The sequence below is a fragment of the Anaerolineales bacterium genome (assembly GCA_030583885.1).
Lineage (GTDB): Bacteria > Chloroflexota > Anaerolineae > Anaerolineales > Villigracilaceae > Villigracilis.
Genome location: CP129480.1, coordinates 3,932,411 through 3,957,688, shown reverse-complemented (window position 1 = coordinate 3,957,688; position 25,278 = coordinate 3,932,411). Strand labels below are relative to the sequence as shown.

At 55.0% G+C, this 25,278-nt stretch carries 21 protein-coding genes and 1 riboswitch; of the genes, 19 read left to right on the top strand and 2 right to left on the bottom strand.

Annotated elements, in window-relative coordinates:
• The first annotated feature begins 7 nt into the window (after positions 1-7).
• From QY332_19825 to QY332_19800, 6 genes are all read left to right on the top strand, one after another.
• Positions 8-1,870: a hypothetical protein gene (locus tag QY332_19825; protein ID WKZ35865.1), complete on the top strand. Its 1,863-nt coding sequence runs from the start codon at positions 8-10 to the stop codon at positions 1,868-1,870.
• Entirely contained in the window at positions 1,867-2,934 is a 1,068-nt protein-coding gene (locus tag QY332_19820) for a M23 family metallopeptidase (GenBank protein ID WKZ35864.1), read from the top strand. The genes QY332_19825 and QY332_19820 overlap by 4 nt, the downstream gene beginning before the upstream one ends.
• Positions 2,935-3,150: 216 nt before the next feature.
• Entirely contained in the window at positions 3,151-4,257 is a 1,107-nt protein-coding gene (recA, locus tag QY332_19815; GenBank protein ID WKZ35863.1) for a recombinase RecA, read from the top strand.
• 33 nt (positions 4,258-4,290) lie between these two features.
• The gene (locus QY332_19810) at positions 4,291-4,863 is read left to right on the top strand and encodes an NBR1-Ig-like domain-containing protein (protein WKZ35862.1); all 573 of its coding nucleotides are present in this window, start codon (positions 4,291-4,293) and stop codon (positions 4,861-4,863) included.
• An 88-nt stretch (positions 4,864-4,951) separates the two neighbouring features.
• The gene (locus tag QY332_19805; GenBank protein WKZ35861.1) at positions 4,952-5,320 is read left to right on the top strand and encodes a hypothetical protein; all 369 of its coding nucleotides are present in this window, start codon (positions 4,952-4,954) and stop codon (positions 5,318-5,320) included.
• A gap of 12 nt (positions 5,321-5,332) precedes the next feature.
• Positions 5,333-7,111: an SLC13 family permease gene (locus QY332_19800; GenBank protein WKZ35860.1), complete on the top strand. Its 1,779-nt coding sequence runs from the start codon at positions 5,333-5,335 to the stop codon at positions 7,109-7,111.
• A gap of 67 nt (positions 7,112-7,178) precedes the next feature.
• Here QY332_19800 and QY332_19795 read toward each other — a convergent pair whose 3' ends face one another.
• On the bottom strand, positions 7,179-7,670 hold the full coding sequence (locus QY332_19795; GenBank protein ID WKZ35859.1) for a CoA-binding protein: 492 nt from the start codon (positions 7,668-7,670) through the stop codon (positions 7,179-7,181).
• A gap of 153 nt (positions 7,671-7,823) precedes the next feature.
• Positions 7,824-7,913, top strand: a riboswitch (cyclic di-GMP riboswitch).
• Positions 7,914-8,058: 145 nt separating this feature from the next.
• Between QY332_19795 and QY332_19790 the strand changes: the two genes are divergently transcribed.
• From QY332_19790 to QY332_19730, 13 genes are all read left to right on the top strand, one after another.
• Positions 8,059-8,520: a hypothetical protein gene (locus QY332_19790; GenBank protein WKZ35858.1), complete on the top strand. Its 462-nt coding sequence runs from the start codon at positions 8,059-8,061 to the stop codon at positions 8,518-8,520.
• A complete protein-coding gene (locus tag QY332_19785) occupies positions 8,501-8,980 on the top strand; it encodes a winged helix-turn-helix domain-containing protein (protein WKZ35857.1) in 480 nt (159 codons plus the stop codon). The genes QY332_19790 and QY332_19785 overlap by 20 nt, the downstream gene beginning before the upstream one ends.
• A gap of 25 nt (positions 8,981-9,005) precedes the next feature.
• A complete protein-coding gene (locus tag QY332_19780; protein ID WKZ35856.1) occupies positions 9,006-9,494 on the top strand; it encodes a transposase in 489 nt (162 codons plus the stop codon).
• Between the two features lie 112 nt (positions 9,495-9,606).
• A complete protein-coding gene (locus QY332_19775; protein WKZ35855.1) occupies positions 9,607-11,439 on the top strand; it encodes a signal peptidase I in 1,833 nt (610 codons plus the stop codon).
• Entirely contained in the window at positions 11,436-11,837 is a 402-nt protein-coding gene (locus QY332_19770) for a hypothetical protein (GenBank protein ID WKZ35854.1), read from the top strand. Before QY332_19775 ends, QY332_19770 begins: the two co-directional genes overlap by 4 nt.
• Before the next feature lie 289 nt (positions 11,838-12,126).
• Entirely contained in the window at positions 12,127-12,609 is a 483-nt protein-coding gene (locus QY332_19765) for an Rrf2 family transcriptional regulator (protein WKZ35853.1), read from the top strand.
• Positions 12,610-12,685: 76 nt separating this feature from the next.
• A complete protein-coding gene (locus QY332_19760) occupies positions 12,686-14,086 on the top strand; it encodes a cytochrome ubiquinol oxidase subunit I (GenBank protein WKZ35852.1) in 1,401 nt (466 codons plus the stop codon).
• Between the two features lie 10 nt (positions 14,087-14,096).
• A complete protein-coding gene (gene cydB / locus QY332_19755) occupies positions 14,097-15,122 on the top strand; it encodes a cytochrome d ubiquinol oxidase subunit II (protein ID WKZ35851.1) in 1,026 nt (341 codons plus the stop codon).
• Positions 15,123-15,294: 172 nt separating this feature from the next.
• Positions 15,295-18,837 (top strand): thiol reductant ABC exporter subunit CydD, encoded by a 3,543-nt coding sequence (gene cydD, locus QY332_19750; protein WKZ35850.1) that lies wholly within the window; start codon positions 15,295-15,297, stop codon positions 18,835-18,837.
• 237 nt (positions 18,838-19,074) lie between these two features.
• On the top strand, positions 19,075-20,352 hold the full coding sequence (rho, locus tag QY332_19745; protein ID WKZ35849.1) for a transcription termination factor Rho: 1,278 nt from the start codon (positions 19,075-19,077) through the stop codon (positions 20,350-20,352).
• A gap of 24 nt (positions 20,353-20,376) precedes the next feature.
• Positions 20,377-21,537: a peptidoglycan DD-metalloendopeptidase family protein gene (locus QY332_19740; GenBank protein WKZ35848.1), complete on the top strand. Its 1,161-nt coding sequence runs from the start codon at positions 20,377-20,379 to the stop codon at positions 21,535-21,537.
• A gap of 43 nt (positions 21,538-21,580) precedes the next feature.
• A complete protein-coding gene (locus tag QY332_19735; protein ID WKZ35847.1) occupies positions 21,581-22,381 on the top strand; it encodes a biotin--[acetyl-CoA-carboxylase] ligase in 801 nt (266 codons plus the stop codon).
• A 26-nt stretch (positions 22,382-22,407) separates the two neighbouring features.
• Positions 22,408-22,626 carry a hypothetical protein gene (locus tag QY332_19730; protein WKZ35846.1) on the top strand — a complete coding sequence of 73 codons (219 nt, stop codon included), beginning with the start codon at positions 22,408-22,410 and terminating at the stop codon, positions 22,624-22,626.
• A gap of 54 nt (positions 22,627-22,680) precedes the next feature.
• Here QY332_19730 and gyrA read toward each other — a convergent pair whose 3' ends face one another.
• Entirely contained in the window at positions 22,681-25,200 is a 2,520-nt protein-coding gene (gene gyrA / locus QY332_19725; protein WKZ35845.1) for a DNA gyrase subunit A, read from the bottom strand.
• Positions 25,201-25,278 lie beyond the last annotated feature (78 nt).

The window sequence follows — 25,278 nt, the reverse complement described above, 5'->3', positions numbered from 1 at the left end:
AGCCTCCATGCCATTGCATTTTTCATCCCGCCGTGCGAAAAGCGTATGCCTCTTAATCGTCATCAGTCTTGTGCTGCTCGGCTGTACCCAGTCTGCGGAGTCTGTCGCCCCGACGCAGCTGTCCGCATTTGAAATACAGGTCGAGGATATGCCCGAGCCCGTCCCGGCCGGCGGCGAGCGTGACCTGATCTTCCTCTCCATCGAAGAGAACGGCTATGCCCATCTTTTCATTTTCCATCCACAGAACCAGCCGCTGACGCGCATCACAACAGGGGAGTGGAACGACATCGCCCCCGCGCTCAGCCCCGACCGAACCAAACTCGCCTTTGCCTCCGACCGTACAGGCTATTGGGATCTGTATGTCATGGATTTGACAAGCGGCGGACTCACGCAGGTGACCAACTCGCCTCAATATGACTCCGCCCCATCCTGGTCGCCCGATGGTCAGTGGCTCGCCTTCGAAACCTACGTCAACGACAACCTCGAGGTCGCGGTGGTCAATGTCACCTCGGGGGAGATCGTCCCGTTGACCCAGCATCCCGCCTCGGACCATTCCCCCGCCTGGGCTCCCGATGGACGCAACGTGGCGTTCATCTCCACCCGCGGCGGTGACAGTGACGCCTGGCTCGCCAACCTCGACCTCGCCGGCGAGGAACGCTATCAAAACCTGAGCAACACTCCCTTTGCCTCCGAAAGTTCCCCCGTCTGGAGCAGGGACGGCTCGCAATTGTTATGGGCGTCCGTTTCACAGACCATCGGCTTCAGCGGTTTGTATCTCTGGGATGCAACCGACCCGGGCCGCGCCGCGCATTGGATCGGCGACGGCATCCTGGGCACGTGGGATGAATCCGCAGGAAGGATCCTTGCCGTAACGAACGTGCCCAACCGGTATTTCATCACCGCTCATGATCTGCAAGGCAATCAATTGCTGGCCCCCACTCCGCTGGGCGGACGGGTGCGCGGCATGACCTGGGGCTTCGCCGCGTTGCCGAATCCCCTGCCGGTTTCATTTACCCAAGCCTCGGCAGTGACAGCCACTCCCTTGTGGTCGCCCGTCATTACCCCGGGACCCGAGATCCCCAACCGTCGCTGGTATGTTGTTCCGATAGAAAATGTGCAGGCTCCGTACCCGCAATTGCATGAACTTGTGGACGAGTCCTTTATTGCATTACGCCGGCGCGTCATTCTTGAAACAGGCTGGGATGCGCTTGCCAGCCTGGAAAACGCCTTTGTCCCGCTCACGACCAGTCTCGAACCCGGCCTGGAGGAGGATTGGCTGTATACAGGGCGCGCCTTTGCAATCAACTCCCTGATGGCAAACGCCGGCTGGATGGTCACCCTGCGCGAAGACATCGGCGCGCAGACCTATTGGCGTGTGTACATCCGCTGTTGGATTCAGGACGGCTCGCTGGGTGAGCCGATCCATAACGCACCGTGGAATTTAAGCGCGCGCTATGAGCTCGATCCACGCACCTATGAGCAGGGCGGAGAATACGCCCCTGTCCCTGCGGGCTATTGGGTGGATATCACCGCGCTCGCCTCAACCTATGACTGGGAACGCCTGCCCTCCCTGCCAAACTGGCGCACCTATTACAACGGCGCGCGTTTCTCCACTTTTGCCCTCTCCAGCGGATTGAGCTGGTACGCCGCCATGCAGGAACTGTACCCTGTGGAAGCGCTCATCACCCCGACCCGCGTGCTGGCTCCCACCCTCACACCGACCAACACTGCGACGTATACCCCAAGCCCGCGTCCCACGCGTACGCCGCGCATCACCTTCACCCCGTCCTCGACGCCAACGCCCACATTTACGCCGTCGCTGACCAGCACCCCATCCTCCACGCCCACCCCGCCGACGATCATTCCATGAATGTCAATCGAACGCTCCCCATCATCTTCCTGCTGATTCTCACCGCCTGCTCGTCCGGGATCAGTGAACCCACACCTCCCATACTGGCTATGGCCGAAGCGGAGGGTCAGCCCGAGGTCCCGTTTGAAGCGCATGTGACTCCTTCGCCGCAGCCGTTCCAGTTCAGCCTGCCCACCCCGGGCGCGGAACCCGTCACGAATTGGCGTCCGCCTCTGTACCCTGTCCCCTGGGCGATCTCTCCCTACGATCATTTCTTCTTCGTCCGTCCCATCGCCGCAGACCAGACCAACTGGCCGGTTGCGGATTATCGGTACGGCGGCGTGTTCTTCGGGCGTACCATCGTGCACACCGGTGTAGACATCCCCTCGCCGGAAGGCACACCCATCATGGCGGCCGGACCGGGCACAGTGGTATGGACGGGTTGGGGGCTGTTCAGGGAAACGCCGGGGGATGAGACCGACCCCTACGGACTGGCGGTTGCCATCCGCCATGATTTTGGATACAACGACCAGCAGCTTTATACGATCTATGCCCACATGAGCGAGATGAACGTGATCGTGGGGCAGCATGTGGAAACGAGGGAGGTCATCGGCTTTGTCGGTTCGACCGGCGCAACCACCGGGCCGCACGTCCATTTTGAAGTGCGCTTCCCGGGTAATTCCTTCTTTTACACGTATAACCCGGAGTTGTGGATCGCTCCGCCGCAGGGCTGGGGCGTGCTGGCTGGGCGCGTGATGGATGCAAAAGGAAATACGCTCAATCAAACGGATGTATCTGTCATCGCGGAACGACCCAAAAGGACGCTTGTAGCCCGCACCTATGGCAACGGCGGCGCGATCAACCCGGACCCGTATTACAACGAAAACCTTGTGCTGGGTGACCTGCCGGCGGGTATTTACAAGATCACGCTGAAGTATGAAGATAAGAACTACCAGACCTGGGTGGAAGTCTTTCCCGGGCAGGTGGCTTTCTTTACCTTCCGGGGCGAAAAGGGATTCAGCACGGAACGTCCGCCTGTCCCGACCCTGGATTTTTTGCCCCCCACCGCCGTACCTCAACCCTGACACTTGACAATCAGAACATCTGTGCTATACTCTCGAACACACGTACACCGAGAGTGACTAAAAGGATGGGCTTTCTTCATAGACCACGAAACCACAAAGGCTCGAAGCCACAAAGGTTTCTTGGTGGCTTTGTGGGTAGCCCACGAATTTAGCCGCTTCCCGTACACCTTGACCCATCGCGGTTAAATTTTAACACCCATACTGGAGAATTGACTCATGGCTAGAAAACGTTCCGCATCCGCAGAAGCTGCACAGACTCAAAACGTGGATAATGCCAGGCAGGCCGTGCTCGACAAGGCTGTCGGCGATATTTTGAAACGCTACGGAGACGGCTCGATCATGCGCCTCGGCGAAGCCCACGGAATGGTGACCGAGGTGATTCCCACCGGTTCGCTCTCCCTCGACATTGCCCTCGGCGTCGGCGGCATTCCGCGCGGGCGCGTCATCGAAATCTACGGGCCTGAGTCTTCCGGCAAAACGACCCTTTGTCAGCACATTGTGGCGGAAGCGCAGAGACTGGGTGGCACCGCTGCATTTATAGACATGGAACATGCGCTTGACCCGTCCTATGCCGCCAAAGTCGGCGTGGATATTGATAACCTGCTTGTCTCCCAGCCGGATACGGGTGAACAGGCGCTCGAGATCGCAGAGACCCTCGTGCGCTCCGGGGCAGTGGATGTCGTTGTGGTTGATTCCGTTGCCGCGCTTGTGCCGCGTTCCGAGATCGAAGGCGATATGGGCGATGCCACCATGGGTGTGCAGGCGCGCCTTATGTCACAGGCGCTCCGCAAATTGAGCGGCGCGATCAACCAGACCAAGACCGCCGTCATCTTCACCAATCAATTGCGCCAGAAGATCGGTGTGATGTTCGGCAACCCCGAAACCACCACAGGCGGCCAGGCGCTCAAGTTCTACGCCTCCGTGCGTCTTGATGTGCGCCGCATCCAGTCCATCAAGGTGGGCGAGGAGGTCATCGGCAACCGCACACGCGTCAAGGTGGTTAAGAACAAGATGGCGCCTCCCTTCCGCACGGCCGAATTTGACATCATGTTCAACGAAGGCATCTCGAAGGCCGGTGATGTCCTCGATCTGGCAACCAAGTTTGAGGTCATAACCAAGCGCGGCGCGTTCTTCTCCTACGGTGACCTGCGTCTCGGTCAGGGGCGCGAGAATGCAAAGGATTTCCTGCGTTCCAATCCCAACATGATGGCGGAGATCGAAGGTGTCATCCGTCAGAAATCGATGGCGGGCGAGATCGTCCTGCCGCTTGATATGGGCGCGGAGGTGGCCGAACCTGCTGGCGGAAATGAAGAAGAAGCGTAAAATAGATGGACACGGAAACGTGTCCATTTTCTTATGAAGACGACCCGCTTCTTCCTTATACCCATCCCTTCGATCAAACTCAGGGCAGGCCTGCTTCTCCTCCCGATCCTTTTCTACACGGCGGCATGCGCGCCTCGATCTACACCCGCGCCTTTCCGCCCGCCGACACAGCCGCCGCCCACGCAACCGCCCGCCACCACCACGCCTGTGCCAGCCTTGTTTACAGCAGCTCCCGCCCCGAGCCTCATCCCAACCCCTACAACAGGACCCTGCACGAACGGCCTTTCTTTTGTGGATGACATTACCATTCAGGACGGCTCATCCTTTTTCGCGGGTGCATCCATTGACAAGCAATGGCTGGTGCAAAACAGCGGAACCTGCAACTGGGATGCATCCTATCGCCTTAAATGGGTGGGCGGCAGCCCACTCGGCGCAGCCGAGGAACAGCCGCTCTTCCCCGCCCGCGCAGGGACGCAAGCCACCATCCGCATAGTGTTCACCGCCCCCGCTGAAACGGGGACGTATGAATCTGCGTGGCAGGCGCTTGATCCCGATGGAAATGTGTTCGGAGATCTGATCTTTATGCAGATCGTTGTATCGCCATAATTCCTGCACGGGGATGAACCCCCCGTGCTATTGTTACGAAGCCGCCCAGACGTTTACGTCAGGGCGGATAAAATTTTTAGGAGCACCCATGCCCGCCCAAACCGAATTCCTCCTCGTCTTTGAATCCCTCAAAGACATTCTCAAGCCTTACGCCGAAAAACTGACCGTCAAAACCGATTCAGGCGATACCTTCTATCTCGACGCCGCCTACAGCGAAAAATGGCAGAAGGAGATCTTCTTCGGCTCGGCGCAGATCAAGAAGAACTATGTTTCTTTCTATCTGATGCCTGTTTACATGTATCCAGACCTGCTGAAAACCATCTCTCCCGAACTCAAGAAACACATGCAGGGAAAATCCTGCTTCAATTTTAAGAAGATCGAAAGACCATTGTTCGAAGAGTTAAGTCAACTCACGAAGCGGGGATTTGAACGATTGATGAAAGAGGAGTATTCCTGATAAGATTGCGCCATGACACTTGATCAATGGACCATCTTCGGAACACTTCTATTAACGCTTGTCCTGTTCATCACCGGGCGCTGGCGCTATGATATGGTCGCCCTGCTGGCGCTGCTCATCGTCACATTGACGGGGTTGATTCCCGTCGGGCAGGCGTTTATCGGGTTCAGCAACCCTGCCATCATCACGGTGGCGGCGGTGCTCGTCCTCAGCCGCGGACTGCAAAACTCGGGCATCGTCGGCATCATCGGCGACTGGCTCGCCCAACTCAAGGGCGGGGTCGTCATCCAGCTCGCCGCGCTGACCAGTTTCGTCGCACTGCTCTCCGCGTTCATGAACAACGTCGGCGCGCTGGCGTTAATGCTTCCCGTTGTGCTTCAGATCGCGCGCAGCAGAAAGATTCCCGCTTCGTACCTGCTCATGCCATTGGCGTTCGCCTCCCTGCTCGGCGGCATGACCACGTTGATCGGCACGCCGCCCAACATCATTGCCTCCTCCTTCCGTGAAAGTACGGGCGCGCCGCCGTTTGGCATGTTCGATTTTTCCCCCGTTGGTGTCGGCGTGGCGGTGGCGGGGATTCTCTTCATCACCTTCTTCGGCTGGCGGCTGATTCCCGTCCGCAAGAGCAAGTCATCCAACGATGGTCTCTTCGATGTCGAAAACTACATCACTGAAGTACGCATCCCCGAAAAATCGCCATTAAGCGGAAAACGTTTGTATGAAGTGACCGAATTTTCCAAAACGCAGGCGCTGGTCATCGGTTTGATCCGTGGAAGTGAACGCCGCATGGAACCGTCGGCGCACACAAAGCTGTTGGAGAACGACATCCTCATCGTCAGCGCCGAGGCGGAGAACATCAAAAAACTGGTTCAAACCACGGGGCTTGACCTCGTCGCCGACAAGAAGATCCAACAGGCGGATTTGGATTCCGACGATGTCACCCTGATCGAAGCGGTGATCATGCCGAACTCGATCATGATCGGCGGCACGCCCCGCACGCTCAACCTGCGCGGCAGTTACGGTGTCAACCTGCTGGCGATTTCGCGCCAGGGCAAACTCATGCGCCAGCGACTGGACAGCGTCCGCTTTCAGAACGGCGACGTCCTGCTTCTGCAAAGCCATGTGGAGACGATCAAGGAAGTGGTGGAACGACTCGGATGCCTGCCGCTCGCCCAACGGGACCTGCGCCTCGCCACCCCAAAGGGACAGATGTTCCTCGCCCTCGGAATTTTCGCCGCCGCATTGATAGCCTCCGCCGCCGGACTCATCCCCGTGCAGGTCGCTTTTACTGCCGCTGTCCTGCTCATGGTCGTGACGCGCATCGTCAACCTGCGCGAAGCATACGAAAGCGTGGACTGGCCCATCATCATCCTGCTTGGCGCGATGATCCCCGTTGGCGCTGCGCTTGAAACAACGGGCGGCGCCCAACTCATCGCGGACGGCATTTTGCGCATCTCCAGCCAATTCCCGCCCGCCTTCGCGCTAGTCGTGTTGCTGGTTGCCACCATGTTCCTCTCGGATTTGGTCAACAACGCCGCGGCGGTCGTGTTGATGGCTCCCATCGCCATCCGCACGGCGCAGGGGTTGGACGCCTCCATCGACCCGTTCCTGATGGCGATCACCATCGGCGCGTCATGCGCCTTCCTCACGCCGATCGGGCACCAGTCCAATACGCTGGTGATGGGACCCGGCGGCTATAAATTCGGTGATTACTGGCGCATGGGGCTGCTTCTGGAAATGATCGTTTTGCTGGTGGCGATTCCCTTGATATTGGTCTTTTGGGCTCCGTGACGTTGAGGGGGCGGCAATAAAAAAATCGGGATGACAGGTCAATGTCATCCCGATTTGCGTTTGGCTCTCAATCGATTTTCATATACCCGAACATGCGCCACAATCCGCGCATCATCTTGTGACCAAAATCCGGTTGCAAGAATTGATTCGGACACGCCCCGGGGATGACGGCAATCCCATTGGCTTTGCACACATCCACCGCCTCCTGTGAGACGCTGGTCATGCTTGCTGCAAGTCCGGGCTTGGTGCCCATCATGCAATGCATCCAGACGTGTTTTACTCCGAGATCCACGCACTGGTTGACGATCTGGTCGGTCACTTTTGGGCTGGCAAGGATGAAGACCGCATCCACTTTTTCGGGGATGGATTTCAGGTCGGCGTAGCAGGCGTCGCCCTGGAAGGATGCGATGCGCGGGTTGACCGCGAACACCTGGTACCCGTTTTCCTTGAATTTTGTGTAGGCCAGGTTGCAGCCTGTGTCACGCTTATCCGAAACGCCGACGACGGCGATCTTCTTCTGCGCAAGAAAGCCCTGAACCATGGTATCGAGTTTTGTCATACGCTTCTCCTTGTGTCGCATTTATTGTATTTGGAATGATTTCACATGCAAGATGACGAATGTCATCACCTTGCATATGCCTTTCACAAGCGGTTGTTGTAACTGTTCTGTAAGGTGATGACTGCGGGGTTCCATGCTATAGTTTGTGCAGACATCCGATAAAGGCAAACCCGGCGAAAGCCGGCGACGCAAAGCCATGGGTCTACCGTCACCGCAAGTGACCATGACTGCCAGGCCGCCGAAGATCATAAATTGATTTTGTGTTTTTTGGTCTGGCTTATCAAAAGTCAGGCTTTTTTTATCAGGATGGCTGATTACTCTTCGAAACATTTTGTTTCACTAGCGCAGCCCCGACATAGATCGGATTTGCAAAACAAGGAGAAAAGCCATGTCAGGCAATTTCAAAGTTTTGTTTGTCCTCTTTGCCGTCCTCGCCATCTCGGTCGCCTCATATGCATTTGCCGCCGCGAACACTGTCCCTGCCACCAAGGCGGGTGATGGCCTGGGCGTGGTCAGTGGTTACACAATTACCAGTGTTGTGTACACGTTGAATGGGACCAATCCATCCACCCTGGATAGCGTCGAATTTGATCTTGGCGCTCCTGCTGCCACCGGTAAAGTAAAAGCCCAGCTTGTAGCCACTACCGGTACTTGGTATGCCTGCACCCAGGTCGGGGTGACTACAGTCTGGACCTGCACCACCACCGGTTTGATTGCTTCATCCATTGACCAGCTGCGTGTGGTCGCCGCCAGCAACTATTCAGGTTTACTTAGATTGATTTACAATAGTCGGTATGACATGGAAACCATCATACCTAACCCGAGAACAAATGGAAGAAAGACGGCTTGAAGGTGGACGGCTGTTGAAAGCTGGAAAAATGTCAAAAGCCGAAATCTCAAGACACCTCGGAGTAAGCCGGGCCACGGTCGGCCAATGGGCCAGAATCATAGAAACAAAAGGTATGCGCGGACTCCAAAAAAGAAAAGCGGCTGGTAGCGAGCCGAAGTTGAGTAATCCACAAAAGCAAAGCTTAAAGAGGAAGCTGGAACGAGGGGCTTTGGCGAATGGATATCCAACTGATCGCTGGACATTGGACCGTGTCCAAAAATTGATCAAAAGAGAATTTGATGTCACTTATCATCCGAATTACCTCAATCGATTGTTGCGCAAACTAGGTTTCAGTCCACAAAAGCCAATGCCACAGGCTATTGAACAGGAAAAAGAGTTAGTGGAAGCTTGGTTGCTAGGAGATTGGCCAAGGATAAAAAAAGTCACATCGTCTCAAAGCAAAAATCGTATTTTGGGATGAATTTGGGTTCTCCTTTCAAGAAATATTGGCTACGACGTGGGCTCGGACTGGCAAGAGACCCGTTTTTCGACGGGTAACCAAAGATCGTCGAGCGCTATCGACAGCCGTAGCGCTGACACTTACAGGCAAGATCTACAAGAAATGTTTTGAAGGTTCGATAAAAAGCGATAACTTGATTGAGGCACTTGAACACCTCCGTAGGCAGGTACCTGGAAAAATCATCTTGATCTGGGATCGAGCCCGTATTCATCTTAGCAAGCTCACCAAAGCTTATCTCTGCCAGCATCCTGAGATCATGATTGAAGAGTTACCTGCTTACGCTCCACAGCTCAATCCGGAAGAGTATTGTCACGGAAATGTTAAACAACATCTCAGAAATGCTCGTCCAACTTCTAAAGAGGAGATTCGCTCAATGCTTGATCGTGGTTTTGCTCGCTTGCGTCGTCGACCAGACTTACTTCTTGGCTTCTTTCATGCCGCCGGTCTTTCTGTTAGGCAACTTCAGTTAACCTGAATAGTTTGCGGGTTTCTTTATAACGTAAAGTGACAGGTCTGCTTGTATGGGCGATCCCGCTTTGAAGGTTGACGGGGGACAACCCGCGAGCAGACCTGTCCTTGGAAATGAAATGAAAGATACCAGCAGCCGTTTCTCCACAATCACTAACTTATCAGCCTTATTATTTACGTTCATCTTCTTCCTTGCGTTCGCACCAACCCAGTTGGGCGGTGCAGTGACCAATGTCATTGTGGACGGCAATAGCATGGAGCCGGACTTTTTTCTCGGCGATCTGGTGCTTGTTCGGGAGGAACCAGCATACCGGGTGGGGGATGCGGTCGTTTATAAAGACCCAAACATGGGCAGCTTTGTCTTTCATCGTATTGCGGATACGGAACTTGACCGCTTTGTACTTAAAGGTGACAATAACCCATGGCTGGATTCCTATCAACCAAAACAGGATGAGATTGTCGGTACATTATGGGTGCATGTTCCAAAATTGGGAAAGGTAATCGAATGGACGCGTGTGCCATTGCATATGTCGCTCATCGTTGCTGTCCTGGGAGGTGTTTTGATGTTTGACATGTTCAAAACGCCGTCTCGTCGCAAAAAGGGAAAAAACATGCCGTTGGGCAGCTTCGGGCGTTCCCCCGAAGTTGTCTTATATGGATTTGGTTTTCTTGTCCTGCTATTCCTTGTATCGGGAATTTATTCCTTCACCCGCCCCCTGAATCAGCCCGCAGAGAATATTCCCTACGAACAGGAAGGGCAGTTTGTTTATTCCGCGACAGGAACGCCCGGTGTGTACGATACCGAGGTGGTGCGCGCGGGGGAGCCCGTCTTCCCAAAGCTGGCTTGTTTCCTAAATGTCGGCTACACCCATAACATCATCAGTGCGGAGCGCTTGCAGGGAATATCGGGCAGTCATAGAATGTATGCTCGCATCATGGACCAACAAAGCGGATGGTTCCGTACAATTCCCCTGATCCCGGATACGGCATTTTCAGGCAACTCGTATTTCACCACGACGACCCTTGATCTGTGCCAGGTTGAATCCTTGGTTAACCTTGTGGAAGAGCAGGCCGGTCTACAACAAACTTCCTACACGTTGGAGATCATCACAGATACGGCTTTTACAGCCAATGTGGATGGGAAGCCGGTCAGCGATTCTTTTTCGCCCGTGCTTATCTTCAAATATAACAAAGTGCACTTTTACCTTGCATCAGATCCATCCCAGGCGGATCCGCTGTATTCATCCAAGCAGGGATTGGTGGGAAGCGCCACCCAGAAGGCGAACACCATTTCACTGTTTGGATTTCTGTTTCCTGTGTGGATGATCCGTTTCATTTCCTTTGTTGGTTTTGGGCTTTCATTGCTGGGCTTGATCGTTGCTGGCATGAACATGTATCGCACTGCCAGCCAGAGTCAGGAGGCGCTGATCCGTTTGAAGTATGGAGCCATACTGGTGGATGTCTATGAGCAGAACATCGCGCCAGCATCCTCGATCATTGACGTCGCATCGATGGACGGCCTTGCCAGACTCGCCGAGCGGCAGGGTACGATGATTCTGCACATGACCCGCAATTTTTTGAACTATTATTTTGTTCAGGGTGAAGGCACAACATATCGGTACGTGATCACCAGCGGCCGGCTCGGTGTCCCTGATGACACCGAGCCGGCAGATTACGAACCTGTGTATGACAGTAAAACGATCGGCAGGGTATCTGTGGCGGCTCTAGCTCCCGAATCCATTTTTAACGAGACGGCGGAAAATGCGGACATGCAGGAAAAAAGGGTGGTTTATGTCTATGTGCCGCAAACGGAGAATACACAGCCCGTCATTAAACGCGAACTTGAAAGTCGTCCCTCCGGGGAGCCGGTTGAGTATGTCATCAGCAATGGTGAACTTGAATTTACACTGCCCGAAATTGAAACGACTGTGTTGGGAAGCATAAAATTATGAGAACAAGATTTATATTTCCGTTCCGCATTCTGTTCTTTGGGATGACTGCGCTGATCATCATAACCTCCATGACGGCGGTTGCCACCACCAACACTGTCCCTGCCACACGCGTTGACAGCGAGTCGCTTTCATACAATATAAATCACATCAAGCCGTCCGCCTGCGCGGGCATCACGGTCACGACCCTCGTCACCGGCTCAGGGACGATCACCGGCACCGAAGGCAACGACCTCATTCTCGGTGGTCCTGGTGCGGACGATATCAATGGCTTGGGCGGAAACGACTGCATCCTCGGGGGTGGGGGAGATGACATCATTAATGGCGGCGACGGAAACGATGTCTGCATCGGCGGTCCTGGAACAGACACATTCACAAATTGCGAGGGGGAGATTCAGTAGCATGCGAATGGGCTTGAATAGGATGGATGAATCGGAGCCACCTGGCTCCGATTTTGTTGTGGTTTTGCCCCGCAAATTGTTTATCCCTTGGATATACGTCATTTGTACTGTCGAATATTAATGGCCAAAGCTTGTAATAAATATCGAACACCTCAACGAAAAATAAAATACAATCATCCTTTAAGAATGTGACATTTGTCACATGAAAAATTCGGGGGAAATTCTTACAATGTCCGTAAACGTTGACTCCTGTGCTCAACATTTTCCCGTCACTTGATTGGACAACCCCATGTTTAGAATTAACCGTCAAACCGATTACGCTGTCCGTGTGATACTGGCGCTTTCCAAAAAACCCAAGGGCACGCGCCTGCCCACCTCCGAGATTGGGCGCGAAATGCTCATCCCCCCGGCGCTGCTCCAGCGCATCGTTGCGGAATTGGCGGCTGGCGGCTTCATCGAAACTCAGGTGGGACGCGACGGCGGCATCTCCCTTGCGCATGATCCAAGCCAGATCACCTTCCTGCAGGTCGTCGAGCAGTTCGAAGGCGAACTCTATCTCTCCGATTGCATCATCAAGCCCGACGAGTGTCCGTTCCAGCGCAAATGTCCCGTCCACTGCCAGTGGATTCGGCTGAAGAATCTCCTGCGCGACGAAATGTCCAGCATCACCTTTCAACAACTGGTGGAGGAGGGGCAACTGATCGCCTCACCCAAACTGACGCCTGATCCTGTTACAAACGGCATTCCCCTCGCCGTAAACATCCCAACATAAAAGGAGAATGAGCATCACAAATCCAACTCTTCAAATTCCCCACCATAATCAATAACATTTTTTGGAGAATACATATATGGATCCCATCACTCTCTCAAGGTGGCAGTTTGGTCTTACCACCGTCTATCACTTCCTCTTCGTCCCGCTCACGTTGGGGCTTTCCTGGTACGTGGCATATTTCCAAACGCGCTTCTACCAGACCAGGGATGAAACCTACCGCAAATCGGCAAAGTTCTGGGGCAAGCTTTTCCTCATCAACTTTGCCATCGGCGTCGTCACCGGCATCGTGCAGGAGTTCCAGTTCGGTATGAACTGGTCGGAATACTCCCGCTACGTTGGCGACATCTTCGGTGCGCCGCTTGCAATTGAAGCCCTGATGGCATTCTTCCTCGAATCAACCTTCCTCGGCGTGTGGATTTTTGGCGAAGGGAAAATTCCCGAGAAGGCCCACCTCGCCTCCATCTGGCTGGTAGTCATCGGATCGAATTTATCCGCGCTGTGGATTTTGCTAGCCAACGGCTGGATGCAGCACCCGGTCGGCTACGTCATCAACGAAGTCAACGGGCGCGCCGAACTGGTGGATTTCTTCGCGCTCATCGCCAATCCCAAAGGCTGGCTGTTCTTCTGGCACACCGTCGCTGCGGGCCTTGCCACCGCCAGTTTCTTCGTCATCGGCATCAGCGCCTATCACATCGCCCGCAAGCAGAACGTGGAACTGTTCAAACGCTCCTTCCTGACCGCCACCATCGTCGGTTTGATCGCCAGCACGCTGGTTTTCTTCGGCGGTCACACCAATGGACAGTTCATGTTCGAGACCCAGCCGATGAAATTCTCCGCCATCGAAGCGCACTGGGAAACTTCCGCGCCCGCCGATTTCTCCATTCTTACCATCGGCGACTTGAGCGGTAAACGTGAAGTGTGGTCGTTCCGCACGAGTCAGATCGGCATCCCCGGAGTCTTAAGCTTCCTGGCGTGTAACAACTTCGATTGTGAGGTCCGAGGCGTGTATGACATCCAGGATGAGTACGCGGCGACCTACGGTCCCGGCGATTACATCCCGTTGATGGTCGTCACCTACTGGACCTTCCGCTTCATGATGACCATCGGTTTAGCGATGATGCTGCTTGCCTTCCTGTTCCTACTTGCCACGCGCGGAAAATACGAGAACGCGAAATGGATGAAGTGGGTGCCATGGGTGATCGTCCTGCCGTATATCGCCAACGCTAGCGGATGGATCCTGACCGAAATGGGGCGCCAGCCGTGGATCGTGCAGGGCTTGCTCAAGGTGCAGGATGCGGTTTCGCCGAACCTGACTACTGTTGACCTGCTGATCTCGTTGATCGGCTATACGGCTGTGTACGGCGTGCTTGCCGCCGCCATGTACTACCTGATGAAAAAATATGCCATTGCCGGACCCGACGCCGCCATGCACGAATCGGTGGATGTTGCCACTACCGCCGTCGGCGCGGACGACTAGGAGAAACGCCATGTCTTACGAATTCCTGCAAACACTCTGGTTCATTTTGATCGCCGTCCTTTGGATCGGGTTCTTCTTCCTAGAAGGTTTCGATTTCGGCGTCGGCATGTTGCTGCCCTTCCTTGGCAAGAAAGATGAGGAACGCCGCGCCATTATCAACACGATCGGGCCAACCTGGGACGGCAACGAAGTCTGGTTGTTGACGGCTGGCGGCGCCATATTCGCGGCATTCCCGCACTGGTACGCCACCATGTTCAGCGGCTTCTATCTTGCGCTCTTCCTATTGCTGGTCGGGTTGATCATTCGCGGTATCTCGTTCGAATACCGCTCGAAGGACTCCAACCCCAAATGGCGTCACACCTTCGATTGGATGATCGCGGTCGGCTCGTTCCTCGCTGCGCTGCTGCTTGGCACTGCTTTTGCAAATCTTGCTCGCGGCGTGCCGATCGATGCGAATATGATGTACACGGGCAACCTGTTCACCCTCCTAAATCCCTATGGCTTGCTCGGCGGTTTGACCATGGTCACGGTCTTCCTGCTCTATGGCGCGACCTTCCTGACCCTCAAGCTCGAAGGCGGCCTGCGCGAACGTGCCCGCGAACTTTCGAAGAAACTATATGTGGTTGCGGCTGTGGTGGTCGTCCTATTGGCAGTCTTCACTTACAGCGCCACTGACATCACCTCCAAGATTGGCATTGACCCGGGCTTCACTCCCATTGCCTCCGTCGTTGCAATCGTGGTTGCCATCTTCTTCATCAACCGCAAGATGGAAGGCTGGGCGTTCATTACCGTTGCGCTTCACATCGTGCTGACACAGGTCGCGTTCTTCACCCTGATGTTCCCGCGCGTGATGATCTCCAGCACCAACCCTGCCTTCTCGCTGACCATCTACAACGCCTCATCCTCGCAATACACACTGACGGTCATGTCCATCGTCGCGCTCATTTTCGTCCCCATCGTGCTTGTCTATCAAGGCTGGTCGTACTACCAGTTCCGCAAGCGCATCAGCACCGATAAGAAGAGCCTCGTATATTAATGTCATTGCGAGCGGCTGGTGGTTGGGTAGGACGAAGTCCGTATCGAAACCCAGCCGCGAAGCAATCTCAAACTTTGAACCAACCAGTTTGAAGGTTGACGAGAGGTATACTTCGCTCAACCTTCAAACTTTTTAACTGGACACCCCGCACCTGACACTTGACACTTTACAAATGCATCATAGACTTTTGACTCTCACCCGCGACTCCCGCCTCGCACTGACCTTAACGATTCTCTCCGGACTTCTGGCTGGATTCCTGACCATCTGGCAGGCTTGGAATCTCGCAACCGTCGTGGACGGGGTTTTTTTACAGAAGTTATCGCTCGAGCAGGTTACAACTCCGCTTCTCTTCATCCTCCTCGCCATCAGCGGGCGGACATTTCTCACCTGGGTCAACGAAGTCGCCGCCAACGCCGTCGCCGTCCGCATCAAAACAGATTTACGTGAACGACTCTTCGCCCACATCCTCAAACTCGGTCCCGCCTACGCCCGCGGACAACGCACAGGCGAACTGACCACTGCGGCTGTCGAAGGCATCGAAGCGCTGGATGCGTATTTCAGCCAGTATCTTCCACAATTAGTTATTACAGCACTTGTTCCTATCTCCATCCTCGTTTTCGTCTTTCCCATTGACCTGCTCACTGGCTTCGTTTTCCTCATCACCGCGCCATTGATTCCGTTCTTCATGATCTTGATCGGCAAGGGCGCGGAGGTGGTTACCAAACGCCAGTATGAAACCTTGCGCCTGCTCAGCGCCCACTTCCTCGACAGCCTGCAAGGATTGACCACGCTCAAACTCTTCGGTCAATCGAAGGGACAGGCGAAGAACATAGCCAAGATCTCCGAACAATACCGCGACAGGACACTGAGCGTCCTGCGCATCACCTTCCTCTCTGCGCTTGCGCTCGAAATGCTCGCCACCATCAGCACCGCCCTCGTCGCCGTTGAGATCGGTTTTCGCCTGCTCTACGGCTTCATGGATTTTCGCCCCGCGCTCTTCCTGCTCGTCCTTGCCCCCGAGTTCTACATGCCTCTGCGCGCCCTCGGAGTGAGATTCCATGCGGGGATGAACGGTACAACGGCGGCAAAAAGAATCTATGAAATACTTGATACCCCGACACCCGATATGAGATACTCGAACGTCGATACTCGAATATCGAATATCGAATCTCCAAATATCGAATTATCGAATATCTCCTTCACCTACCCTAACGAAAACACCCCCGCCCTGCAAAATATCAACCTGAAAATCAAGCAAGGTCAACATATCGCCCTCGTCGGAAAAACAGGCGCGGGCAAATCCACCCTTGTTCAGTTATTGCTCGCCTTCATCCACCCAACCGAAGGGAGCCTTCTGCCTTCCGCCTTCCGCCTTCAGAATGCCATCGCCTGGATTCCACAAAAACCACACCTCTTCCACACCACCCTCGCGGAAAACATCCGCCTCGGCAAAGCGGACGCGATGCACGAAGAAGTTCTCCAAGCCTCTAAAGCCGCGCGCTTGCACGAGTTCATCGAATCGTTGCCCGAAAAATACGAGACCATCGTCGGCGAAAACGGCGCCCGCCTCTCCAGCGGACAAGCCCAACGCCTCGCCCTCGCCCGCGCCTTCCTCAAAGATGCACCCATTCTGATTCTCGACGAACCAACCTCCGCGCTCGACCCAGAAACTGAGTCCCTGCTCGAAGAATCCACCCGTGAGTTGATGCAGGGACGCACCACCATCACCATCGCCCACCGCCTCAACACCATCTTCCAAGCCGATACTATCATCGTCCTCGACGAAGGCAAAATCATCGAACAAGGCACGCATCGCGAACTCATCACAAAGAACGGCATGTATGCGGCTATGGTACAGTCGCAAGTCACAAGTCACAAGTCGCAAGTCAAAACCCAACCATCCGAGACACCCGACCTTCGACCATCGACCTTTGACCAAATCGTCAATCGTCAATCTGAAATCGTAAATCAAAAATCGATCCTTCCCCGCCTGCTCCAATTCCTGCGCGGCAATTGGCATCGGGTCACCCTCTCCGTTTTGATGAGTTCCATCACCATTGGCGCGAGCGTGGCGCTCATGGGCACATCCGCATGGCTCATCTCCACCGCCGCCATCGCCACCTCCGTCGCAGACCTCGGCGTCTCCACCGTCGGCACGCGCTTCTTCGGCATCACCCGCGCCGTCTTCCGCTACCTCGAACGCCTCGTCTCGCACGACGTTACCTTCCGCCTGCTCGCCAAACTCCGCATCTGGTTTTACGAAAAACTCGAGCCCCTCGCCCCCGCCCGCCTGATGAACTTCCGCGCTGGTGACTTGCTTGCCCGCATCATCGGTGATGTGGAAACGCTGGAAAATTTCTACGTCCGCGTCGTTTCACCCCCGTTGACCGCCATCGTCGTTGGGACGTTCACTGCCATCTTTCTCGCTTCCTTCTACCCACTGCTTGCTCCTGTCTTCCTGATCTTTTATCTCAGCCTCGGCTTGTTCCTCCCGATCCTCGCGCAGACGACCAGCCGCACATCCGCCGAACAGACCATCTCCCTGCGCGCCGACTTGCAAACCTGCCTTGTGGACGGCATTCAAGGCATGGCAGACCTGATCGCCTATGGTCGCGCCGACGAACGCCTCAAGCAAATTGCATCGAACGGAAACGACTACGGGGACGCCCAACGCCGCATGGCGCATGTGACAGGCATCCACTCCGCTCTGGGGACTTTGCTCACCAACCTCGGCATATGGGCGGTACTCTTCCTGACCATTCCGCAGATCATCAACGGGAATCTCCCCGGTCCCATGCTTGCCTCATTGACCTTGCTGACTCTTGCTTCCTTTGAAGCCGTCATTCCGCTGCCGCTCGCCGCCCAAATGTGGAATTCCTCCCGCGAAGCGGCAAAACGTCTATTTGAAGTGGTGGATACAGAGCCCGAAATAAAAGACGATATTCGAAATTCGAAACTCGATAACCGACTATCGAATATCGAATTCTCGAACCTCACCTTCAACTACCCCACCCAAACGGCACCCGCTCTGCACAACCTGACTTTTGACCTTAGACCTTCGACGTCAGTTGCCATCGTCGGTCCGAGCGGAGCGGGGAAGAGTACCATTGCCAATCTCCTGCTGCGATTCTGGGAGTACGAAGTCGGAGATATCCGCTTGGGCGGAGAGTCGCTCAAAGCGCTGAATCAGGATGAAGTCAGGGCAAGATGCGGGTACGTCTCCCAGAATACCTATTTCTTCAACACATCCATCTATGAGAATTTGCGTTTCGCCCGCAAAAAGGTCACACGTGAAGAAGTGGAAGTAGCGTGCAAATCCGCACAAATTCATAACTTCATTATGGGTCTGCCAAAAGGTTACGACACGATGATCGGGGAACAAGGCCTGCGTTTGTCAGGCGGAGAACGCCAGCGCCTTGCCATCGCCCGCGCATTGATAAAAGATGCGCCAATTTTGATCCTCGACGAACCTACCGCCAACCTCGACCCGCTGACCGAGAAGCAGGTGCTTGATACTTTATTTGATGTGATGAAACATAAGACATCGCTGCTTATAACGCACCGGTTAATCGGACTTGAAAACGTGGATGATATCCTTGTCATGAACCATGGCAGTATCGTGGAGCGCGGCACACATATCGAACTAAAAAACAGGGATGGGCTGTACCGCCGTTTGTCGGATTTGCAGAATCGTATACTGGACAATGGAATTTGATGATCAAGCGCCTTGCGTCAGGCACACGTGCGTGCTATAATACTGTCAATTCCCCTGATATTTTGTAAATTTGAGTATGTGAGGAATCGCAGGTTAGTCTTTGCCTGCGCAGATAATCTAACGAGAACCTTGAGCGAACTCCCAATTTCACCGACATCATAAGGAAAATCGCCGGCCCGCCGAAGGGGGCTGGTTAGTTTTGCATTCCATCCCAATTCCCCACCAAGAGAACATAACATGAAAATACTTGAACTTGAGAACGAACCGCTGTCGAAACTGCGCGGCATGGCGAAAAGCCTCAATATTCCAAATTACAATCGCATGAAGAAGGAAGCCCTGGCAATGACGATCCGCGAGGCGGAGGCGCAAAAGGAGGGCATTGAACTGCGCGGCGGCATTCTCGAAATCATGAGCGAAGGCATTGGCTTTCTGCGGGCAACGAATTACCGCATCAGTGATCAGGATGTATATGTGTCACAGGCGCAGTTACGAAAATACGACCTGCGCGCCGGCGACCTCGTCATTGGGCAGGTACGCCCGCCCCGCGAAAGCGAAAGACATTTTGGATTGCTTAAAGTGGAATCCATTAATGGGCTGGAACCGGAGCCAGGCTTGCGCAGGGTTGTCTTTGAAAACCTGACCCCCATTTTCCCGGAGGTTCGCTTTGACCTGGAAACAGACCACGATACACTTGCCCCGCGCCTGATTAACCTGATCGCTCCCATTGGACGCGGACAGCGCGGGTTGATCGTTTCTCCTCCCAAGGCGGGTAAGACCACCATTCTCAAACAGATTGCAAATTCCATTTCAACCAAATATCCTGATGTGCATCTAATCATTGCACTCATCGGCGAACGCCCCGAGGAAGTGACGGACATGGACCGTTCTGTGGATGCCGAGGTGGTGGCTTCCACCTTTGATGAACCCGTCACAGCGCACGTCCGCACGGCGGAACTGGCATTAGAGCGCGCTAAGCGATTGGTGGAGATCGGACGCCATGTGGTAATCTTAATGGACTCGATCACCCGCCTCGCCCGCGCCTATAACCTGGTCGTCAACCCCTCAGGGCGCACACTCTCCGGCGGTATGGATCCCTCCGCGTTGTACCCGCCCAAGCGCTTCTTTGGTGCGGCGCGCAACGTCGAGGATGGCGGCTCGCTGACCATCATCGCCACCTGTCTCGTGGATACCGGCTCGCGCCTCGACGACGTGGTGTACGAAGAATTCAAAGGCACCGGCAACATGGAGTTAATTCTCTCCCGTAAATTACAGGAACGCCGCATCTTCCCCGCCGTGGACATCGAACGCTCGTCCACGCGCCGCGAAGACCTGCTTCTTGGTCCCGACCTGTTGCAGCGAGTCTGGCTCATGCGCCGTATGTTCATCCAGATGATCTCGTCGCCTCCGCAGGGTGCCGGCATGGACAATTCCGTGGCGACCGAAGCCATCATCACCCGCATGGAGCGCGCCAAAAACAACATGGAATTTCTTGAGAATCTCACCAAGGATGCATAACGGCAGGTTTGCCTGCATAATAGAATGAAATACGTACCGGAAAAAATTCGATCCATCTTTTCCTTCCTTGCTCAAAAGTTCAAGCGCAAGCCAAAGGAAGTCCCGGCAGTCAATGAACCGCCCACCTCTTCGCGCACGAAAATCAGGGCGGATCGTTTTTCGGTCCTCAGTTGGGTTTTAACCATCATCCTGGTCGTCGGTTTGCTGGGGTCGACACTGTACTATAAAAGCACACTTCCGCCGGCCCAGGCACCTGTCGTGATGGAGCCGACCAGCGAATCAGTCGCCGGTCAGCCTCAGGCGGGTATCCCCCTGGCCGGCCTGGAGGGAGACGGTCTTTCGTCCATCCTGCGCGAACTGCAGTTGAAAACGAACATCCCTGAACGACCACGATATGAATCCATTATTTATCGCGTCTCGCGCGGCGACGCCATGCTGAGGATCGCGGATGAGTTCAAACTCAAAACCGAATCCATTTTGTATGTCAATACCCAGTTGGAGGATAATCCGCATAACCTCAAGCCCGGCATGGAATTGACCATCCCGCCTGTGGATGGTTTGTATTATGAATGGAAGGACGGCGATACCTTTGAATCCGTTGCGGATACATTCGATGTGAGCGCCGAAGATATCATGGACTTCCCCGGCAATGATATAGACCTGACCGATCCAAAGGTGGAGCCGGGCACGCTGGTGATGATTCCCGGGGGCTCACGTGAACTGCGTAACTGGGCGGCAGACCTGCCCACTACCGGCAGAGGGGCAGGGACGGGTACGTCTGAAGTCGGTGGAAATGCCTGCGGAGGCGGACCTGTTGCAAGCGGCTTTGGATGGCCTGCGGATGCGCATTCCATTTCCGGCAATGGCTACGGACCCGGTCACCTTGGCATTGACATCACCGCGGATGTCGGTGCGAATGTGTATGCAGCCGGCACGGGCATTGTCACCATGGCGCAGGGCGGCTGGAATTACGGCTACGGCAATGTGGTGCAGATCGATCACGGCAACGGGTATGTGACCATTTATGCCCACTTAAGCCAGATCAATGTGGGCGTATGCCAGGCTGTGGGGCAGGGTACTGTGATCGGCTATGCTGGCAATACGGGTAATTCATTTGGCGCGCACCTGCACTTCGAAATCCGCGTTGGCGGAACAAATATAAATCCGTACGATATTGTTCAATAAGACAAATCCCAAGGGCTTTCAAGACCCTTGGGATTTTATTTATATGAACCAATACGCCCTCCAAAAAGTACTTTCCAAATCGAACATTGGTGAGCTGCGTTATTTTGATTCGATTGGCTCCACGAACGATGAGGCTCTGGCTTGGGCGGCTGGCGGGGCCAAAGACCTGTCCATTGTGATTGCGGACGAACAGACGCAGGGACGCGGCAGGCTCAACCGAAAGTGGTTCACGCCAAAGGGAAGCGCGCTCGCCTTCAGCATCATCCTGCGCCCATCCGCCTCCCTGCGCCCGCATCTCTCGCGGACGGTTGGGCTGGCAGCGCTTTCCATTGCAGGTGCCTGTCTGACGCATGGTCTTGCCCCGCGCATCAAATGGCCCAACGATATTCTGTTGAACGGCAAAAAGACGGCAGGCATCCTCATTGAAACGGTCTGGTCCGGTGCTGACGTGGATTCGCTTGTCATTGGCGTGGGGGTAAACGTGTATAAACCCTCCGTGCCGCCGCCGGACCTGCTGCACTTCCCTGCAACGAGTCTCGAAGATGAGCTTGGGGGGGAGCCGCCCGCCCGTGAGGAGATTCTGCGTGAAATCTTAAGCGCATTCATTTCCTGGCGCGAACGTATGGACACGAATGAGTTGATCAAAGCCTGGGAGCAGATTCTTGCTTTTCGCGGCGAGCAGGTTCAGGTCCAGGCTGGAGGCGGCAGTGTCCTTGAAGGGGAAGCTCCGATCAGCGGCAGGCTGCTCGGACTTGAAACAGATGGCAGTTTGCGTCTGCGGGACATGCACGACAAATCCGTTATCGTCCGTTTTGGAGATGTCAGCCTGCGCCCGACGGCGTGATATACTTTTGAGAAGTTGAGGTCACCATGTTTGATAATCTCCGTGAAGATGCCGACGCACAACCGTTTTATGCGGAAGAGGAAGTCACTTTCCAGCCCACTGAGGGCATGTCGCCCGGCGGAGGTTCAAGCCGCTTTTTGGGCATGACATCCATCCAGCGCTTTGTGATCGCCGTGCTTTTGTTGTTTGCCGTGTGTGTGATCGGCGCGTTGTGCTTGCTGGTGACCGCTAGGATCGGGTTTTAATTTTATCCGCATGGGTATAAAAAAGAAGGATGAGGTTTTCCTCATCCTTCTTTTTTATACCAACTTCGGCTGTTCTTCCACCTGCACGTTCTCATTCACCTGTGCGCCCGCCTTTTTGAGATCATCCGCCGAGATGCGTGCCATGGAGGCCACCTCATCGCCCGCCTGCGGCTTGATCAGGTGCACGCCTCTGGTTGCGCGCCCTGATTGTTTTACATCCTTCACTTTGAGGCGCAGGGTCACGCCGTTGGCTGTCATCATCGTCAGGTCATCATCTTTTTGCACCACGCGCGCGGCGGCGATCCTGCCGATCTCCTTGATTGCCTTTTGATCAATGGTGGAGATGCCGCCCGTTGCGCGTCCCTTGGAGGTGTATTCGGTCAGCGGGGTTTGTTTCCCAAAGCCCTTGCTGGTGACGACCAGTAAAGCGCCATCCTTTTCGACCACATCCATGCTGGTGACCGAGTCGCCTTTCTTCAGGCGGATACCCACCACCCCTGCGGCCTGACGTCCCATGGCGCGGACTTTCGTTTCATTGAAGCGCAGCGCCTGTCCATTCTCAGTGACGATGATGATGTCATCTTTGCCTGATGTCAGGCGTGCCCAGCCCAGCTGGTCGCCCTCTTCCAGAGACATGGCGATCAAGCCCGAGGGGCGAACGGATGCGAATTCCTCCATGGAAACGCGTTTGATCCTGGCGCGCCCGGTCATCATCATACAAAACGTGTTCGGCGAGAATTCACCCACGGCCATTGCCGCTGTCACCTTTTCACTGGGATCGAGCGACAGCACGTTGACCAGCGGAATGCCTTTCGTGGCACGGTCCGAGTCAGGGATTTGATACACCTTCTCGGAATACACCTTGCCTTTATCCGAGAAGAACAACATCGTGTTCAACGTGCGGGCCGGGATGAGCATGACCACTTCGTCCTCTTCCTTGGTCGTGTGCCCCATCACGCCGCGTCCGCCGCGGCTTTGTGAGCGGAATGCAGACGCGGCAACGCGTTTGATGTATCCGCGCTCGGTAATGCTGATCAGCACGGATTCATCCGCCACCAGGTCTTCATCGTGGATATCCTCCTTTGCCTCGGCGGCAATGCGTGTGCGGCGGTCATCTCCGTATTTTTCGGCCAGTTCGAGCAGGTCTGATTTTATGAGCGCAAGGATCTTCTTTGGATGAGCGAGCAGGTCTTCAAGATGTTCGATCGTTTCACGCACCTGCTTGTGTTCCTGCTCGATCTTCCAGCGTTCCAGTGCGGCCAGGCGGCGCAGCTGCATATCCAAAATCGCCTGCGCCTGCAACTCGCTCAGTTTGAAACGTTTCATCAAGTTGACCTTGGCGACGTCCACGTCCTCCGCCTCGCGGATGGTCTTGATGACCGCATCGATATTGTTCAACGCGATCAAATAGCCGTCCAAAATATGCTGGCGGGCGCGCGCCTTTGCCAGTTCGAAATTGGAGCGGCGAACAATGACCGTCTGGCGATGCTCGATGAAGATCTGCAGCATGCGTTTAAGCGGCAGGGTGCGCGGCTCGCCATCCACAAGCGCAAGCATCTGCACGCCAAAGGTGGATTGCAGCGCCGTATATTTATAAAGCTGGTTCAAAACCTTTTTGGGCTGCGCGCTGCGTTTCAACTCGATGACAATGCTCATGCCGCGCTGGTCGGATTCATCCCGCAGGTCCGAGATTTGATCGATCTTGTCCTCACGGACGAGTTCCGCGATGCGTTCGATCAGTGTGGATTTATTGACCTGATACGGGATTTCCGTGATGTTGATCTGATAACGCCCGGCCTTGGTCTCTTCGATGTGAGCGACACCGCGCATCACGATCCGGCCTCTGCCTGTTCCATAGGCCGAGAGAATTCCCTCCGTCCCGACGATCATGCCGCCGGTGGGGAAATCCGGACCGAGCACGAATTTCATCAAATCGTCAACCGTGACATCCTCGATTTTGTGGTAATTGTCGATCAGGTGATTGATGGCACCGACCAGTTCGCGTAAATTCTGCGGCGGGATGTTGGTGGCCATCCCCACAGCGATGCCGGAAGCGCCGTTCAGCAAAAGGTTTGGCAAACGCGCGGGCAGGACGAGCGGCTCTTCGAGCGATTCATCGAAGTTTGGACCGAAATCCACGGTGTCTTTTTCGAGGTCCGCCAGCAATTCCTCCGCCATTTTTTGCAGGCGTGCCTCGGTGTACCGCATCGCGGCTGGAGCGTCGCCATCCACCGACCCGAAGTTACCCTGACCGTCCACCAGCAGGTAGCGCAGGGAAAAATCCTGTGCCATGCGTGCCATCGATTCATACACGGCCGAGTCTCCGTGCGGGTGGTATTTACCCAGCACTTCACCCACAATACGCGCGGACTTCTTGTAGGACGAGTTCGAGCGGATGCCCAACTCGTGCATGGCGTATAAAATGCGGCGGTGGACGGGTTTCAAGCCGTCGCGGGCATCGGGCAGGGCGCGCGCGACGATCACGCTCATGGCGTAATCCAGGTAGGCGGAACGCATCTGGGCGTCGATATCAACGGATTCGATGTTGCCTGCGATCATGGTTTCTTCAGCCATAGAATTTCCTTAAAAAATGGGAAAACCTCATTAAATGGGCACAAAAAGACACGAAGATGGGAGGAAACTTCGTGTCCG